Origin of the sequence: Duganella sp. CF402 (assembly GCF_900109645.1) — a bacterium.
GTDB lineage: Bacteria > Pseudomonadota > Gammaproteobacteria > Burkholderiales > Burkholderiaceae_D > Rugamonas.
Genome location: NZ_FOBG01000001.1, coordinates 3,955,899 through 3,974,050, shown reverse-complemented (window position 1 = coordinate 3,974,050; position 18,152 = coordinate 3,955,899). Strand labels below are relative to the sequence as shown.

Genomic DNA, 18,152 nt, shown 5'->3' with positions numbered 1-18,152 from the left:
ATGTCTTTCGATACCCTGTCCAGCCTCGCCCAGCAGCGGCCCTTGCGCCTGTTGCTGGTCAACGCCGGCGAGGCGGACGCCATCACCTGGGCCGGGCTGGTGCAGCCGCTGCGGCTGGCCGCCGCCGTGCTCGGGCGCGACGTGCTGCAACTGGAAACCATGACCCCGTCGCAAGTGGTGCTGGCCCAGCCGGGCTGGCATATGGCGCTGCTGGTGGCCGACGAGCAGCAGCATCCGCTGCCGCCGGAGCAGGCGCGCGCCGTGATCGAGCGCTGCCGCTCGGCCGACTACTGGGGCGGGGTCGGCGCCGGCGTGCTGTGGCTGGCCAAGGCCGGCTTGATGGCCGGCGTGCGCATCGCCCTGCCGTGGGCGCTGTATGCCGACACCGAAGACATCACCGACCGCGCCATCCTGACGCCCCACCTGTTTGAAGTCGACGGCCGCCACCTGAGCTGCTGCGGCGGCGCCGCCTCCATCGATTTTTCCCTGACGCTGATCGAACACCTGTTCGGCGCCAACGTGCAGGCCAGCATCAAGGAAAGCCTGTGCGTGGAGCGCGTGCGCGGCCCCGAGGAGCGCCAGCGGGTGGCGCTGCAGGCCCGCTTCGGCGCGCTGCAGCCGCGCCTGTCGGAGGCGGTGACGCTGATGGAAACCAATATCGAGGAGCCGCTGTCCACCGACGACATCGCCAATCTGGTCGGCCTGTCGCGGCGCCAGCTGGAGCGTTTGTTCAAGCAATACCTGGGCAGCCTGCCGTCGCGCTACTACCTCGAGCTGCGCCTGCAAAGGGCGCGCCAGCTGCTGCTGGAAACCAACCACTCGATCGTGCAGGTAGGGCTGATGTGCGGCTTCTCGTCCGGCTCGCACTTTTCCACCGCCTTCGGCGCGCTGTTCGGCAACACCCCGCGCGAAGAGCGCCAGCGCAAGCTGATGCCGCCTGCCTGATCAGTCGGCCGGCAGCGGCGCCAGGCCGTGGGCGCCGGCCACCGTGGTATCGGTCAGGTGCGGCGCAGATTGCGGCAGCGTGATGTGGAAGGTCACGCCGTGCCCCGGCCGGCTGTCCACCGCGATCTGCCCGCCCAGCACGCCGGTCACCATCGTCTGCACGATGTACAGGCCCAGCCCGGAGCCGCCCTGGCCCATGCGGGTGGTGAAGAAGGGATCGTAGATCTTGCTCCGATACTCGGCTGGAATGCCGCCGCCGTCGTCGGTGTAGCGGATCTCGACCTGTTCTCCCTGCCGCTGCGCGCTGATCCGCACCAATCCGTTCCGCTTGTTGGCGAAGCCGTGGATCAGGGTGTTTTCCAGCAGGTTGCACAGCACTTGGGCCAGCGGGCCGGGGAAGCTGTCCATTTGCAGCGCTTCGTCGATCTCGATCTCGATGCGGTGCCCGGTCGATTTCCACGCGTTGTGGTGGCTGGCGATGACTTCCTCCACCGTGCGCCGCAGGCAGAACACGCGCCGCCGCGCGCTGGCCTGGTCCACCGCCAGCTCCTTGAAATTGTCGATCAGCCCGGCCGCGCGGTGGGCGTTGCGTTCGATGATCTCGCACGCCAGTTCGCTCTGGGTCACAAAGTCGTCCACCGACGAGCGTTTCAGCCGGCCTTCGAGCGCCGCCTGGCCGAAGCTAGTCAGATGCGCTTTCAGCGCGCTGGAGGCGGTCAGGGTGCTGCCCAGCGGCGTGTTGAGCTCGTGCGCGATGCCGGCCACCAGCCGTCCCAGCGAGGCCACTTTCTCGGTCTGCACCAGCTGGTCGGCCGCCATGCGCAACTCGTCGTTGGCCTGGCGCAGTTGGGCGGTGCGCTGCTCGACGCGCAATTCCAGCGCCGCGTTCAGCTGCTGGATCTCGGCCTCGCGCGCACGCCGCACCTGTACCTCCTGCTGCAGCTCGGCGGTACGGCGCTTGACCATCACCCGCAGCTGCACGATGAAGATGATGGCGATCGCGATCCCCGCCATGAGCCCGACCACCGGGCGGTAGTCGATTTCGCGCTCGAGCCTCACCACGGTCCATTTCTGCCGGAAGCTGTCGCGCTCGGCCTTGGGAATGGCGTCCAGCGCCTGGTTGAGGATGGCCGCCAGCTCCGGCCAGTCGCTGCGCACGCCGAAGCCGACCTGGTAGCTGTACTCGGTCTCGCCGGTGACGCGGATATCGTTGGCGTCCAGCGCGGCCAGCTGGTGGGTGCCGGTCAGCAGCGGCGCGATCACGGCGCTGACCTCGTCATGGCGCAGCTGGTCGATGGCGATCTTGAAGTTTTCCGACTTCACCGGGATGATGGTCGGCCAGTCGCGCGGCAGCGCCTCGGTGACGCCGGCGCGGCTGCTGGCCGCCACCCGCTTGCCGGCCAGCTGGCTCATGCTCGGCATCGGCGGGGCGCCGACCACGGTGTAGATCACGATCGGGGAGGTGAGAAAGGGCTCGCTCAGCAGCATGAACTGGCGCCGCCGCTCGGTTTGGGAGATGGCCGACAGCATGTCGACCTGCCGCTGCTCCAGCTGGCCCAGGATATTGGCCGTGCCGGCGATCGGCACCAGCTCGAAGCGCACGCCCAGCATGGCGCCCACGCGCTGCAGGAATTCCTGCGAAATGCCGCGCGGCTGGCCATCCTCGCCCACCGATTCGATCGGCGCACGCCCGGTGTCGACGCCGACCCGCAGCACCGGATGCGCCGCCAGCCAGGCCCGTTGCGGTGCCGTCAGCATCAGCGCCAGCGGCTCTGGCGCCGGCGCCGCCAGCAAGGGGCCGCCCAGCATCGCCAGCCACAGCATGCATGTCAATCGAACAATCCGGGACCTGACAGCCTGTTGCATAGAGCACCTGGGGGTTATGCCGCGTTCATCCAGCATAAAGACTCGGCTTGCCTAAGACAAGCCGTCCAAGCCGTCTGTTGCTAATAGGTATGACTGTTCTGGCAAGTTTACTTTGCGGCCAAAAGTAAAAATTCTTGTCGCCATTTGAAAAGAACTTTAGCATCCCGCTTTTTATAATGGGTCCTCGCGGCGCTGTGCCGCACCGTACCCACCATTGATAGGGAATGCCATGAACGCCAAAGTAGATACGACCGCTCTCAACCGTCCTGTGACTCGTCAGACTTTCGACGAAGTGCTGGTGCCGACCTACGCGCCGGCAGCGATGGTTCCGGTGCGCGGTTCCGGCCTGGACCTGTGGGACCAGAACGGCAAACACTACCTGGACTTCACCTCCGGCATCGCCGTGGCCGCACTGGGCCACTGCAACCCGATCGTGGTTGAAGCGCTGACCCGCCAGGCCAACACCCTGTGGCACCTGGGCAACGGCTACACCAACGAGCCGGTGCTGCGCCTGGCGCTGGCACTGACCGAAGCCACCTTCGCCGACCGCGCCTTCTTCTGCAACTCCGGCGCCGAAGCCAACGAAGCGGCCCTGAAGCTGGCCCGCAAGCACGCCCACACCAAGTTCGGCGCGCACAAATCGCGCATCATCTCGTGCTACCAGTCGTTCCACGGCCGCACCCTGTTCACCGTGTCGGTGGGCGGCCAGTCGAAATACACCGAAGGCTTCGAGCCGCTGCCACCGTCGATCGACCACATCACCTACAACGATATCGAGTCGGCCCGTGCCGCCATCGGCGACGACGTCTGCGCCGTGATCGTTGAGCCGCTGCAAGGCGAAGGTGGCGTGGTGCCGGGCGACAAGGCCTTCCTGCAAGAGCTGCGCGACCTGTGCACCAAGACCGGCGCCCTGCTGATCTTCGACGAAGTGCAGTCCGGCATGGGCCGCACCGGCGAGCTGTTCCACTACATGAGCTACGGCATCATCCCGGACATCCTGACCTCGGCCAAGGCGCTGGGCAACGGCTTCCCGGTCGCCGCCATGCTGACCACCCACGAACTGGCCGCGACCCTGAACGTCGGCTCGCACGGCACCACCTACGGCGGCAACCCGATGGCCGCCACCGTGGCGCTGACCGTGCTGGAAACCATCAACCAGCCAGCCTTCCTGGCGCGTGTGAAAGAAGCCGGCAACAAGCTGCGCGCGACGCTGGAAAAAGTGGTGGCCGATTATCCGCAAGTGTTCTCGCAAGTGCGCGGCGCCGGCCTGCTGCTGGGCGTGGTGGTCACCGATGCATGGAAAGGCCGCTCGAAGGATATCCAGAAAGCCGCTGAAGCCAACGGCATGATGGTGCTGATCGCCGGCATGGACGTGGTGCGCCTGGCGCCTGCGCTGATCGTCTCGGACGAGCAAATCGCCGAAGCCGACCGCATCCTGCGCGTCTCGCTGGATGGCCTGCTGAAAGCAGCCTAAGCACACCACCCCGTCATTCCGGCGCAGGCCGGAATCCAATCGGAGTGTCCGGCTTCGGGCATGCCGCATTAGATTCCGGCCTTCGCCGGAATGACGTTTCTGCGTTCACTAAGGAGTTTTTATGTATGTAGTCCGTCCGGTTGAACTTGCGGATATTGCAGCCCTTGAAGCGCTGGCCGCAGTGCCCATGCCGGGAGTGCATACCTTGCCCAAGACGCGCGAGAAAATCCTCGCCATGATCGAACTGTCGATCGCGTCCTTTGCCGCGCATGTCGATATCCCGAGCGAAGAGGGCTACCTGCTGGTGCTGGAATCGCAGGACAAGCAAATCGTCGGCACCGCCGCCATGTTTGCCGCCGCCGGCTCCAACGGCACCTACTTCTCGTTCCGCAACGACGTGATCCAGCAGGTCTCGCGTGACCTCAACATCAGCCACAGCGTGCACGCGCTGACCCTGTGCTCCGAGCTGACCGGCTACTCGCAACTGTCGTCGTTCTACGTCGGCGAGCGCGAACACGGTACGCCGGAAGCGGCGTTGCTGTCCCGTGCCCGCCTGATGTTCGCCGTACTGGCGCCGCACCGCTTCGCCGACCGCTTCTTCGTGCCGCTGGCCGGCGTGTCCGACAGCGCAGGCGGTTCGCCGTTCTGGGATGCGCTGGGCCGCAAATTCTTCAAGATGGATTTCCTCGACGCCGAGCGCACCATCGGCGGCGCGCGTAACCGCACCCTGATCGTCGAGCTGATGCCGCATTATCCGGTCTACGTGCCGCTGCTGCCGGGCGATGCGCAGGCGGCGATGGGCCAGATCCATCCATCGGGCGAACTGGCCTTCAACCTGCTGACCGCCGAAGGCTTCGAAGCCGACGACTACATCGACATCTTCGACGGCGGTCCGATTCTGCAGGCCCATAAAAATTCGCTGCGCACCTTCACCGGCGCGCTGCAACGCCGCGTTTCCACCTCGGTGGAAACGCCGGACCGTGGCCGCGAACCGCAGCTGCGCTACGCCGTGTCGTCCGGTTCGGAGCACAACTTCCGCGCCGTGATCACGCACTGCCCGTCGCTGGAATCGCAACTCAGCGTGGCGCTGTCTGCAGAGGTGCAGGAAGCGCTCAACGTCGCCGAAGGCGATACCGTCATCTGCGTAAGAATATAAGAGACCACCTATGCTAGTTGTACGCGCAATCCAAGCCGGCGATCTCGACGCCCTGTATGTCATGGCCACGCAAGTGGGCAGCGGCATGACCACGCTCAAGCCGGACATGAAGATGATGGGCGACCGCCTGAACATCGCCGTCGCCTCGTTCGCCGAAACCATCCCGCCCGAAGAACGCGACTACATGTTCGTGATGGAGGACACCGACACAGGCCGCCTGGCCGGCGTGTGCGCCATCAAAGGCTCGGTGGGTTTGACCGAGCCGTTCTACAACTACCGTATCGGCACGCTGGTGCACTCCAGCCGCGAGCTGAATGTGTTCACCCGCATGGACACGCTGTACCTGTCGAACGACCTGACCGGCAGCACCGAACTGTGCTCGCTGTTCCTGCATCCGGACTACCGCACCGGCAACAACGGCAAGCTGCTGTCCAAGAGCCGCTTCCTGTTCATCGCGCAGTTCCCGCACCTGTTCACCGAAAAGCTGATCGCCGAAATGCGCGGCTACCAGGAGGAGAGCGGCCGTTCGCCGTTCTACGAGGGCCTGGGCCGTCACTTCTTCAAGATGGACTTCGACCACGTCGACGCGCTGACCGCCGTCGGCAAGAAGTCTTTCATCGCCGAGCTGATGCCGCGCCAGCCGCTGTACGTCGACTACCTGCCGCAGGATGCGCAGGACGTGATCGGCAAGGTGCATGTGTCGACCGCGCCGGCGCGTCGCCTGCTGGAACAGGAAGGCATGTACTTCGAAGGCTACGTCGATATCTTCGACGCCGGCCCGGTGCTGCAAGCGCGCGTGTCCGAGCTGCGCGCCATGCGCGACAGCGCGCTGGCCGAAATCGGCCTCACCACCGACTGGGATTCTGCCTGCGCGCCGGAGACCACGCCGGCCGAGCCGATGCTGGTGTCGAACACCACGCTCAAAGATTTCCGCATGATTTTGTCGCACGCGGTGCCGGTCAACGGCACTGTCGCCTTGCCGGAAGCAGAGCAGCAACTGCTGCATTGCCATACCGGCGACACCGTGCGTACCCTGACTCTCAATCCGAGGAAGAACAATGGCTAACACCGCAGCGAACATCAGCAACTTCATCAACGGCGAATGGCTGCACGGCAGCGGCGCAGAACTGGTCACCATCAACCCTGCCACCGGCAAGCAGACGTGGAGCAGCAACGAGTCCACCGCGCAGGACGTGGCGCAAGCGACGACCGCCGCCCGCGCCGCATTTGAAGCGTGGGCACTGACCCCGCTGGCCGAGCGCATCGCCGTCTGCACCCGCTTCCGCGACCTGCTCAAGCAGGACGCCGAGGAGCTGGCGCTGCTGATCTCCGAGGAAGTGGGCAAGCCGCTGTGGGAAGCGCGCACCGAAGTCACCACGATGGCCAACAAGATCGATATCTCGGTGCAGTCCTACGGCGCGCGCACCGGCGAGAGCAGCAACAAGATCGCCGATGGCGAAGCGGTGCTGCGCCATCGTCCTCACGGCGTGTTCGGCGTGTTCGGTCCTTATAACTTCCCTGGCCACCTGCCGAACGGCCATATCGTGCCGGCGCTGATCGCCGGTAATACCGTGGTGTTCAAGCCAAGCGAATACGCGCCGCGCACCGCCGTGAAAACCGTGCAGCTGTGGGAAAAAGCCGGTGCGCCGAAAGGCGTCATCAACCTGGTCAACGGCGGCCGCGAAACCGGCATCGCGCTGGGCCAGAGCAAGCTGCTGGACGGCGTGCTGTTCACCGGCAGCTGCCAGACCGGCACCGCGCTGCACAAACAATTCGGCGGCCAGCCGGGCAAGATGCTGGCGCTGGAAATGGGCGGCAACAACCCGCTGGTGATCTGGGACGTCAAGGAAATCGACGCTGCCGTGTTCATGGCCGTGTCGTCGGCCTTCATCTCGGCCGGCCAGCGCTGCACCTGCGCGCGCCGTTTGATCCTGCCAACCGGCGCAACCGGCGACGCCATCGTCGCTCGCCTGGTCGATGTGGCCAGCCGCCTGACCGTCGGTGGTCCTGCCGCCGAACCTGCGCCGTTCATGGGCCCTGTGGTGTCGGCCGCCGTGGCCAAACGCCTGGTGCAAGCCCAGGCCGATCTGGTGGCCAAGGGCGGCAAGCTGCTGCTGGAAATGAAGCAGCTGGATGAGAACACCGGCTTCGTCACCGCCGGCATCGTGGACGTCACCGACGCTCAAGGCATCCCGGACGAAGAGTGGTTCGGCCCACTGTTGCAAATCATCCGCGTGGGGGATTTCGACAGCGCCATCAAGGCCGCCAACAACACCGAATTCGGCCTGGCCTCTGGCCTGATCTCGAACGACGAAAACCTGTGGAAGATTTTCCAGGTGCGCGCCCGCGCCGGCATCGTCAACTGGAACCGTCCGACCACCGGCGCCGCCAGCACCGCGCCGTTCGGCGGCGTAGGCCAGTCGGGCAATCACCGTCCTAGCGCCTACTACGCGGCAGACTACTGCGCGTATCCGGTGGCGTCGATCGAAAACCCTGTCCTCGAGATGCCTGCGAAACTGTCGCCGGGCATGAACTTCTAAAAGGTAGCAGCAATGTCCGCACGCGAATTCAACTTCGACGGCCTGGTCGGCCCATCGCACAACTACGCCGGCCTGTCGTTCGGTAATGTGGCCTCGTTCAACAACGTCAAGAGCGCATCCAATCCCAAGCTGGCAGCACTGCAAGGCCTGGCCAAGATGCGCGCGCTGGCGGCGCGCGGCTTCGGCCAGGCGCTGCTGCCGCCGCAGGATCGCCCTAACTTCCGCCTGCTGCGCAGCATTGGCTTCACCGGCACGGATGCCGAAGTGCTGGCGAAAGCGGCGAAGGAGTCGCCGGTGATCCTGGCGTGCGCGTATTCGGCTTCGCCGATGTGGACCGCGAACGCGGCGACGGTCAGCCCATCGGCCGACAGCGCCGACGGTCGCCTGCACTTCACCGCTGCAAATCTGAACAACAAGCTGCACCGCGCGTTTGAACACGCACAGTCGGCGCGCGCGCTGCGCGCCATCTTCAAGGACGAGAAACACTTCGCCGTGCACGATGCGTTGCCGGGCACCCCGGCCTTCGGCGATGAAGGCGCGGCCAACCACACCCGCTTGTGCAAGGATCACGGCAGCGCCGGCGTCGAGATGTTCGTCTACGGCCGCACCGAGTTTGACGCTTCCGCATCGGCGCCGAAGAAATTCCCGGCGCGCCAGACGCTGGAAGCTTCGCAAGCGGTGGCACGCCTGCACGGCCTGTCGGCCGAGCGCACCGTGTACATTCAACAGAATCCCGACGTCATCGATCAAGGCGTGTTCCACAACGACGTGATCGCTGTAGGTAACGCCAATGCCCTGTTCTACCACGAGCAGGCATTCGCCGACGAAGCAGGCGCGCTCGATCAGCTGCGCCGTGCGATGGCCGGCGTGGGCGCGGACCTGAACGCGATCCGCGTCGACACGGCACGCGTGCCGGTGGCGGATGCCGTCGCCAGCTATCTGTTCAACAGCCAGCTGCTGAGCAAGGACAATGGCAAGATGGCGCTGGTGATTCCGCATGAATGCCAGGAAGTCGCTTCCGTCGCGTCGTACCTCGAAGACCTGGTCGCCAGCGGCAGCGCGATCGATGAACTGATTCACTTCGACCTGCGCCAGTCGATGCGCAACGGCGGCGGCCCTGCGTGCCTGCGCCTGCGCGTGGCGCTGACCGACGCCGAGGCCAAAGCCATGCATCAAGGTGTGGTGATGACCGAAGCGCTGTACCATACGCTGGTGGCGTGGGTGGAGAAACACTACCGCGACCGCCTGGAGCCTGCCGATCTGGCAGACCCACAACTGGCAATTGAAGTGCATAATGCACTCGAGGAGCTGAGCCACATTCTCGGACTCCCCGGACTGTACGACTAAGGCAGCGCAGCCACAAGCCGGCGCCGCCTTCTGCAACACAAGATACCTATAACGTATTTGGAGAAGCAACGATGAAACAAACGCCACAAGACCTGCGTAAGCAAACGCTGGATCTGGTTAATGCAAACAAGCCCGCCACCGAAGTCGCCGCGCTGATCAGCGCGTGGCTCGGGTCTCTCGATGATGAAGACCTGGCGGGCACCGCGCCCGATAGTCTGGCGCCGGTTTTGTGGGACGGTTTTACTCAAGCTTCCAAGCGCACCGGCAGCGGCGCGCAAATCGCCAAGCTGCGTTATGACGACGGCCGTGGCGGCAAGGCCACCGCGCTGTTGATCCTCAACGACGACATGCCGTATCTGGTGGATTCCATCGTAATGGCGATGCGCAAACTGCGCGTTACCGCCAACGGCGTGCTGAATGCCGTGCTGCCGGTGGCGCGCAAGGCCGACGGCGCAGTCACCGCGGTCGGCAACGCCGGCGACAAGCTGGAATCCTACGTGTTGGTGCTGTTGTCCGAAGACCTGCCGGAAGCCGAAATCGGCATGCTGGTGGAACGCATCGTGATGGTGTCGCGCGACGCCGCCGTGGTCCGCCGCGACATCGCCGCCATGCGCGAGCACTTCAGCCGCATCGGCGCCGAAGCGGCATCGCACAATGAAGAAGGCAAGGAAGTAGCAGCCTTCCTCGAATGGGCCAAGACCGACGGCTTCGAACCGTTCGGCTACGCCTACTACCAAGTCAAACCGGGCGTGCGTGAACTGGAGCGCGATATCCCTAGCCGCATCGGCGTGCTGCAGGATACCTCGCATCCGGTGTACGGCACCTGCCTCGCCAACATCCCTGGCGATTTCGATACGCTGTCCAAGCGAGGCCACACGCTCTCTATCGTCAAAGCCGACGTGGAAGGCACGCTGCACCGCGACGCACAGCTGGACTTCATCGGCATCCGCCACACCGACGCACAGGGCGCCATCCTCGGCGAATACTGCTTCGTGGGCCTGTTCACCCGCGCCGCCACCTCGACCCCGCTGAACCGCCTGCCGTTCGCGCGCGGCCGCGTGGCCAAGGTGCTGAGCATCGCCGGCGTGCGCCAGGAAGGCTTCCGCGCCGAGAAGTTCGTCGAGATCCTCGAATCGCTGCCGCGCACCGAGGCGCTGGAAGCGGAACCTGAATGGCTGGCCGAAGTGTGCGGCGCCGTGGTGTCGCTGTACAAGCAGCCGCGCGCCAAAGTGTTCGCCCGCCGCGACGTGTATGCGCGTCACCTGAACGTACTGGTTTACCTGCCGCGTGAGCGTTACAGCGCAAGCGTCGCCTCGGCGTTGGCGAAGGCGCTGCAAGCCAGCTCCGGCGCGCAGCACGTCAGCTCGCAAACGCTGGTGGCCGACGGTCCGCTGGCCCGCGTCTACCTGATCGCGCATGGCGCGCGCTACCCGCTGGATCTGGAAACCGATATCCAGCAACCGCTGCTGTCAGTGATGGACGGCTGGCATGACCAGTTCTCCGTGCTGGCCGATGCCGTGGCCGACGTGCCGCTGCGCGCCAGCATGCGCAAGATGTGCGCCACGCTGCCGCCGGATTATGTTGCCGCGACCACGCCGTCCGCCGCTTTCCACGACCTGGGCGCCATCCTGCGCAACCCGGATCCGTCGCGCGTCAGCGTGCGTGTGGAAGTGGACAATGGCCACACCACCATTCGGCTGTACTCGGTCGACCGCGTGCCATCGCTGTCGACCATCCTGCCTGCGCTGCATAACGCCGGCGTGGCCATCGACCGCGAACATGCGCACTCGCTGCGCGTGAATGGTGAGCGCCACTTCGTCACCAGCCTGTCGGTGGACGCCGCCAGCGCCGCCAAGCTGGCGAAATCGGAAATCGTGCCGGTGGCGGAAGAGCTGTTCGCCGCCCTGTTCAACGATGAAGCGGAAGACGGCCGCCTGAACGGCCTGGTGGTCGAAGGCGGCCTCAGTGTGCGCGAAGTGCAGCTGGTGCGTGCCTACATGAGCTACTGGCGCCAGGCCAGCCCACGCTTCTCGGTGCGCTACATGGCGGAGACGCTGCGCAAGCAACCGGTGATCGTGAAAGAACTGGTGGACGTGTTCCTGCAGCGCTTCAATCCAGCGCTGCCTGAAGCTACCCGCGCTGCGGCGCTGGACAAGCTGGCCGATATCAAGAGCCGCCTGCCGGCCATCAACCACGCCGACAGCGAAGAAGTGCTGGGCGCGATGGCCACGCTGATCGGCGCCACCCTGCGCACCAACTACTTCCAGAACGCGCAGAAGGGCGACAAGATCATCTTCAAGTTCGACACCAGCAACCTGTCGCTGGTGCCGGAGCCACGTCCGTTCCGCGAGATCTTCGTGTTCTCGCGCCGCTTCGAAGGCGTGCACCTGCGCGGCGGCCCTGTCGCTCGTGGTGGCCTGCGCTGGTCGGACCGCATGGAAGACTACCGCACCGAAGTTCTCGGCCTGGTGAAAGCGCAGATGGTGAAGAACGCCGTCATCGTGCCGGCCGGCGCCAAGGGCGGCTTCGTTTGCAAGCAGATGCCGAAAGACGCCGTGCGCGAAACCATCGCGGCGGAAGGCGAGGCAGTGTATCGCCTGTTCATTTCCAGCCTGCTGGAGGTGACTGATAACCGCGTGCTGGGCAAGATCGTTTCGCCGACCGACACCGTTTGCTACGACGGCAACGACCCGTATCTGGTGGTGGCGGCCGACAAAGGTACCGCGACCTTCTCCGACATCGCCAACGGCATCGCCGTGCAGCGCGGTTTCTGGCTGGGCGACGCGTTTGCATCGGGCGGCTCCAACGGCTACGACCACAAGAAGATGGGTATCACCGCCAAGGGCGCGTTCGAAGCGGTCAAGCGCCACTTCTACGAAATGGATCACGATATCCATGCAACGCCAGTAACGATGGTGGGCGTGGGCGACATGTCGGGCGACGTGTTCGGCAACGGCGCGCTGTTGTCGCGCAAACTGAAGATTGTGGCGGCGTTCGACCACCGCCATATCTTCCTCGATCCGAATCCGGACATGGAAGCCTCGTTCAAGGAACGCGAGCGGATGTTCGCGTTGCCGCGCTCCTCGTGGGACGACTACAACAAGGAACTGATCTCGAAAGGCGGCGGCGTGTTCCCGCGTACCGCGCGTTCGATCGAGTTGTCGCCTGAGATTCGCGCCGTGCTGGATATCGAGGAAACCTCGCTGGCGCCGGAAGAGCTGATGCACCGCATCCTGCTGGCGCCGGTGGACCTGTTCTACAACGGCGGTATCGGCACCTACATCAAGGCTTCCACCGAAACCCACGCGCAGGTCAAGGATCGCGCCAACGACAATATCCGCGTCAACGGCAATGAACTGCGCTGCAAAGTGGTGTCCGAAGGCGGTAACCTCGGCGCGACGCAAGCGGGCCGTATCGAATTCGCGCTGTCGGGCGGCCGCATCTTCACCGATGCGATCGACAACTCGGCCGGCGTGGATTGCTCGGACCACGAGGTGAACGCGAAGATGTGGCTGGACGTGGAAATGAACGCCGGCCAGTTGAGCGAAGCAGACCGTAACCGTATCCTGAACGACATGACGCAGGATATCGAACGCCTGGTCTTGCGCGACAACACGCTGCAAACCCAGTTGCTGGTGCGCGAACTGCAAGCGCAAACCGACGCTGCCGTGCAGGATGGCTATGCCGCGCTGATCGCATCGCTGGAAGAAGAGGGCGCGCTGTCGCGTGAACTGGAACAGCTGCCATCGGTGGCTGAACTGGCACGCCGCAAGGCCGACGGCCGTGGCCTGACCACGCCGGAGCTGGCGGTGGTCATCGCCAACGTGAAGAACCGCTACAAGCGCATCCTGTCGGCGCTGCCGCTGACGGACAACAGCTGGGCCGAGTCGGTGCTCAAGCCGTACTTCCCGGACCTGCTGGTGGCAACCCGTCCAGCGCTGGCGCACCCGCTGGCCAACGCCATCCTCGCCACCGTGCTGGCCAATGAATCGGTGAACCGCTGCGGTCCGCTGATGCTGCGCCAGCTGGCGGGCGAACATGGTGTCGATGAAGCCGATGTGATCCTGGCGTGGGGCCAGGCATGGTCCGCGCTGAACCTGGCGCCGGTGTTCAACGCGCTGGATGCGGATGCGCTGAAGGTGCCGCGTGCCGTGTCGATCAAGGTCGATGCGCAAACCCGCGTGCTGCAAAAGGCTGTGATTGAAGGTGCGTTGTCGGTGCCTGCCGACCAGCTGCGCAACGGCGTGGCCGAGTTGACCGCGTTGTTCGGCAAGGCCGAAACGCTGGCGCAACTGTCGGCCGGCGACGGCCAGTCGGATGCCGAGCTGACCGCCGGCCTGCGCGCCGAGTTTGTGCGTGCATGGAAAGCGGTCAATGCGATTGAATCCGTGGCGGCGTTTGTGTTTGCGGCGCTGTCGGTGCAGCGTCCTGCTGGCATGGACTTGCCGGCCTTCCTGCAAGTCGGCCTGGCGCTGCGCGCACAAGTCGGCATCGATACGCTGGAGCGCGGCCTGAAACTGCCGGCGGTCAGCCGTTCGCAGGAACAGCTGCGCAGCTATGCGCAGAACGCGCTGCGCCGCACGCAGCAACGCTTGCTGTCGCAGGTGCTGAAGCAGGCCACCGGCGATCACACGGCGGCGGAGGCGGTGGAAGTCGTCGCCAACACGCTGGGTTTGTCGGGCTACGCGGCGGCGACGGATCTCGAGCAAGCCATGCTGGATGTGTGGGCCTTGTCGGAGGCGGTCAACGCCAGCACCACGGCGTTGGCGGCGTAACACGATGACTGATTCACCAGCAGCATTGCCGGAGCAGTTGCCGCCGGCGGTCCGCGCCCTCGCGGAGGCGGATTTCAGCGCCGTCGCGCAGCGCTTCACGGCGGCCGGCTTCACGGTCGCCGAGCCGGCGGACGGCATCATCACGATCAAGGTTGCTGGCGGCGTGCGCGACGCCGCGCGGCCAGCGGTGCTGATCTCCGTCGGCGTGCATGGCGATGAGACCGGGCCGATCGAAGTCGTGGCGTATTTGCTGGACGCCCTGTCGCATCAGCCTTCCGCGCTGGCGGTCGACCTGATGCTCTGCGTCGGCAGCATCAGCGCTATCCGCGCCGGCAAGCGTTTCATCGATGCAGACCTGAACCGCATGTTCCGTGAGCAGCGCGGTACGCTGGAGGGCACGGTGGAAGCCGCGCGCGCCGATGTGATGATCGCGGCCACCACCGCGTTCTTCAAGGATGCAGGTCCGGTGCGCTGGCACCTCGACCTGCACACGGCCATCCGTCCATCGGTGTACCCGACCTTCGCCATCGTGCCTGAGCTGATTCCCGATGCGGCGCGCGGTGCGTTGATTGATTGGCTTGGCCTTGCAGGCATCGGCGCCATCATCATGAATCCTGCGTCCGTGGGGACGTACAGCTACTACTCGTCCGAGCATCATGCGGCGGCGGGGACCACGATAGAATTGGGCCGCATCGGCACGCTGGGGCAGAACGACCTGGCGCAGTTCAAGGACGCATCGCAAGCGCTGGATGATTTGCTGCGCGGTGCACCGAAGCGCGAAGGTGCGCAGCGTCCGCATATCTTCAATACCGCGCGCCAGATCATCAAGTTGAGCGACCAGTTCAAAATGGCGTTCGGCAAAGAGACGCACAACTTCACCGCCATGAAACAAGGTGAAGAGATTGCGCGTGATGGCGATACGATTTACACCGTGCAGTTCCCGGAAGAGCTGGTGGTGTTTCCCAATCCCGATGTGCGCGTTGGCCTGCGTGCGGGCTTGATGGTGGTGCGCGTCGGCTGATCTTTACCTCGCTTTACACTTGGTGGGGTCATAGATACATGGATTAGTTCGTTAACAGGAGCAGCATTGTCCTTAACTACGGAGTAAGAGCCATGACCTCAGCAATCAGCAGCCTGTCCAGCAGCACCGCCACCAGCGCCACCACCTTCGATCCAGCGAAAGGCGCAGCGCGCCTCGCGTCCAAAGTCTTCAGCGACATGGATACCGACACCGACGGTTCGGTGACCAAAGACGAATTCGTGAAAGGCCTGGAATCCAAAGGCGTCTCGAGCGAAGACGCGACCAAGCAGTACGAAGCGATCGACAAGGAAGGCACGGGATCGATCACCAAGGATGACCTGGAGTCGGCGATCAAGAGCGGCGACTTCAAACCGCCACGTCCACAAGGCGGCGCCGGCGGCCCGCAGGGCGGTGGCGCACCACAAGGCGCCAGCGGCGGCGCCAGCTCGGTCAGTTCGAGCAGCTCCACCAAAACCTACGAAGCGGCCGACAAAAACGAAGACGGCACCGTAACGCAGCAAGAACAACTGGTCTACGACATGGCCCAAGCCGCCAAATCCGCCGCTTCTGGCAGCACCAGCAGCGCCGCCAGCCTCGGCAACAACGTCAACGAACTCGCCTGAGAATGACAAAGCGGCAGCGTCGCGCTGCCGCTATCAAAACAAAACAGAATTAGCCGCGAACGATCAGCGCGGTCAGGGTGACGGCCAGGCCTACCAGCATCATGGCGGCGCCAGTGAGAGCTGCCGGATGGATGCGGCGCGAGACAGTGGGGATTTTTTTGATCGGCATGGCTGGGCTCCTTCTTGGCTTTTGACAACACTTGCATCAAGAGTAACCTGCGGCGGGTTTCCAATCTATACATGGCGCTGTATCAAAAGTAAGCACATGTAACGGGGTTGCATTTCTGGCACAAAATACCTTTAGGGTGACGGGCGCGGAAGGCCCTATAATCGCTGTGTTTTTGCCCGAACATACACTCCCACAAGGAATTGCCTGTGAACCAAACGCTGGTCCAGAAACTGACCCGTACCAAGCCGGTCGACAATAAAAACACCGAACAAGCTTCAAGCAGCAGTAACGGCCTGCACCGCTCCATCGGCCTGTTCCCCCTGACAATGATTGGCGTTGGCGCCACCATCGGCACCGGCATCTTCTTCACGATGGTTGAAGCCGTACCCAAAGCCGGCCCGTCCGTGATCCTGTCGTTCCTGATCGCCGCCATCACTGCCGGTTTAACCGCGCTGTGCTACGCCGAATTGTCGTTCCGCATTCCCGCGTCCGGTTCCTCGTATTCGTTTGCCTACGCCACCGTTGGCGAGTTCCTGGCCTTCATCATGGCCGCCTGTCTGCTGCTCGAGTACGGTTTGGCCGCCAGCGCCACCGCGATCGGCTGGTCGGACTATCTGAACAACTTCCTCAACAACGCTTTCGGCTGGCACATCCCCGAGTTGCTGCGTACACCGATGATCGTCTCGACCGCGCACGGTATCGAGATCCACGGCGGCCACATCAACCTGCCGCCGATCATCCTGGTCTGCCTGTGCTGCCTGTTGCTGATTCGCGGCGCCAAGGAATCGGCCACCACCAACGCCATCATGGTGCTGGTCAAGCTGGCTATCCTGATCTTCTTCGTGGTGATCGCCTTCAGCGGTTTTGACATCAACAACTTCCACCCGTTCTTCAGCCCGGACGGCGGCACCCACTTCACCGGCATGGCCGGCGTGACGGCCGCTGCCGCCACCGTGTTCTTCTCCTTCATCGGCCTGGACACCGTGGCTACCGCTGGCGAGGAAGTGCGCAACCCGACTCGCAACGTGCCTATTGGCATTCTGGCCGCGCTCGGTATCGTGACGCTGTTCTACATGCTGGTGGCAGTGGCCGCGATGGGCGCGCAGCCGGCGGCCAAGTTCGCCGGCCAGGAAGCCGGCCTGGCCGTAATCCTGCAAAACGTCACCGGCCAGAAGTGGCCGGCGCTGGTGCTGGCGGCGGGCGCCGTGATCTCGGTGTTCTCGGTGACGCTGGTGACCATCTACGGCCAGACCCGCATCCTGTACGCAATCTCCAAGGATGGCCTGATTTCGCCGGCCTTCCGCAAGGTCAGCGAGCGTACCGGTTCGCCGGTGCGCAACACGCTGATCGTGTGCATCGTAGTGGGCTTGGTGGCTGGCTTCGTGGACGCGACCTTCCTGTGGGACATGGTCAGCATGGGCACGCTGACGGCGTTCATCGTGGTGTCGTTGGCGGTGCCGGTGATGCGCCACAAGGAAGGCGTGTCGGCGGTGAAGGGCTTCCGCGTGCCGGGCGGCCCGTACTTCGTGCCGGGCCTGAGTATTGCGGCTTGCTTATATCTGATGTTCGGTTTGTCGATGACGACCTACACCGTGTTCGTGATCTGGATGAGCGCGGCGATCCTGACCTACTTCCTCTACGGGATGAGAAACTCCCGCCTCAACTAAAAAAGCCCCCGTCTGCACTGAGCGCGATCTTGAGCGCGTTCAGGCTGACGGGGGCTTTTTGCCATTTTGCTCAGTAACTTTGCAGCTTACTCTGCTTTGTTCTCTGGTTTGCCGCCCAGGTAGAGGCGCAGCACCAGGCCGGACAGGGCGATTGCAGCAGGCAGGTTTTCGATGATGGTCAGCATAGTATTCTCCTAAAAGTAGATTCGATTAACCGCGGGAAGCGAAGTAGCGCAGTTCGGCAGCCAGGTTCGGCGAGTGCAGTTCGCTATCCTGCGCCAGACGGTTGAGCCACCAGATGGTTTCTTCTTTGTTGCGCTGCGATACAACCGGCTGTACAGCGAACACGGCGGCGAACAGTTGACGCGCGGCGGTGGCAATATTGGCGAAGTAGCCAGTCTCAGCAAAGGTGTTGTAAGTCGTTGCGCTCATGTGAAGCTCCATAAATATTCGTTTGATGCGTTGCAGTATGCGCCCAGTTCAGTAATAAATAAACTTTTGATTTGTGATACGAGCCATAAGTTATCTGTATAACTCTGCTTTTCTCCTATGAAATAGCATTGCCGTGC

The 18,152-nt window shown here is 63.8% G+C and carries 12 protein-coding genes; 10 read left to right on the top strand and 2 right to left on the bottom strand.

Translation table 11 applies throughout. The features are described from left to right. Positions 1-945, top strand: coding sequence for a GlxA family transcriptional regulator (locus BMZ70_RS17815; protein WP_092277214.1), 945 nt, complete (start codon positions 1-3; stop codon positions 943-945). Here BMZ70_RS17815 and BMZ70_RS17810 read toward each other — a convergent pair whose 3' ends face one another. Next, positions 946-2,769: an ATP-binding protein gene (locus tag BMZ70_RS17810; RefSeq protein WP_229205491.1), complete on the bottom strand. Its 1,824-nt coding sequence runs from the start codon at positions 2,767-2,769 to the stop codon at positions 946-948. A 271-nt stretch (positions 2,770-3,040) separates the two neighbouring features. On the opposite strand from BMZ70_RS17810, the gene astC reads away from it, so the two are divergent. The 9 genes from astC (at position 3,041) to BMZ70_RS17765 (ending at position 17,583) form a co-directional block, all read left to right on the top strand. Next, the gene (astC, locus tag BMZ70_RS17805; protein ID WP_092277208.1) at positions 3,041-4,285 is read left to right on the top strand and encodes an acetylornithine/succinylornithine family transaminase; all 1,245 of its coding nucleotides are present in this window, start codon (positions 3,041-3,043) and stop codon (positions 4,283-4,285) included. 121 nt (positions 4,286-4,406) lie between these two features. Then, positions 4,407-5,441: an arginine N-succinyltransferase gene (locus BMZ70_RS17800; protein WP_092277205.1), complete on the top strand. Its 1,035-nt coding sequence runs from the start codon at positions 4,407-4,409 to the stop codon at positions 5,439-5,441. Between the two features lie 10 nt (positions 5,442-5,451). After that, complete coding sequence (gene astA / locus BMZ70_RS17795) at positions 5,452-6,507, top strand: arginine N-succinyltransferase (protein WP_092277202.1); 1,056 nt, start codon at positions 5,452-5,454, stop codon at positions 6,505-6,507. Further along, positions 6,500-7,981, top strand: coding sequence for a succinylglutamate-semialdehyde dehydrogenase (gene astD / locus BMZ70_RS17790; RefSeq protein ID WP_092277199.1), 1,482 nt, complete (start codon positions 6,500-6,502; stop codon positions 7,979-7,981). Before astA ends, astD begins: the two co-directional genes overlap by 8 nt. A 12-nt stretch (positions 7,982-7,993) precedes the next feature. Further along, the gene (astB, locus tag BMZ70_RS17785) at positions 7,994-9,328 is read left to right on the top strand and encodes an N-succinylarginine dihydrolase (RefSeq protein ID WP_092277196.1); all 1,335 of its coding nucleotides are present in this window, start codon (positions 7,994-7,996) and stop codon (positions 9,326-9,328) included. 71 nt (positions 9,329-9,399) lie between these two features. Next, positions 9,400-14,103, top strand: a complete 4,704-nt coding sequence (locus BMZ70_RS17780) for an NAD-glutamate dehydrogenase domain-containing protein (RefSeq protein WP_092277193.1) — start codon at positions 9,400-9,402, stop codon at positions 14,101-14,103. 4 nt (positions 14,104-14,107) lie between these two features. After that, positions 14,108-15,124, top strand: coding sequence for a succinylglutamate desuccinylase (locus BMZ70_RS17775; RefSeq protein WP_092277190.1), 1,017 nt, complete (start codon positions 14,108-14,110; stop codon positions 15,122-15,124). Between the two features lie 92 nt (positions 15,125-15,216). After that, on the top strand, positions 15,217-15,747 hold the full coding sequence (locus BMZ70_RS17770) for an EF-hand domain-containing protein (RefSeq protein ID WP_092277187.1): 531 nt from the start codon (positions 15,217-15,219) through the stop codon (positions 15,745-15,747). Positions 15,748-16,122: 375 nt separating this feature from the next. Continuing rightward, on the top strand, positions 16,123-17,583 hold the full coding sequence (locus BMZ70_RS17765) for an APC family permease (protein ID WP_092277184.1): 1,461 nt from the start codon (positions 16,123-16,125) through the stop codon (positions 17,581-17,583). A gap of 210 nt (positions 17,584-17,793) precedes the next feature. Here the strand turns inward: BMZ70_RS17765 and BMZ70_RS17760 are convergent, their stop codons facing one another. Then, positions 17,794-18,015: a hypothetical protein gene (locus tag BMZ70_RS17760; RefSeq protein WP_092277181.1), complete on the bottom strand. Its 222-nt coding sequence runs from the start codon at positions 18,013-18,015 to the stop codon at positions 17,794-17,796. Positions 18,016-18,152: the final 137 nt, after the last annotated feature.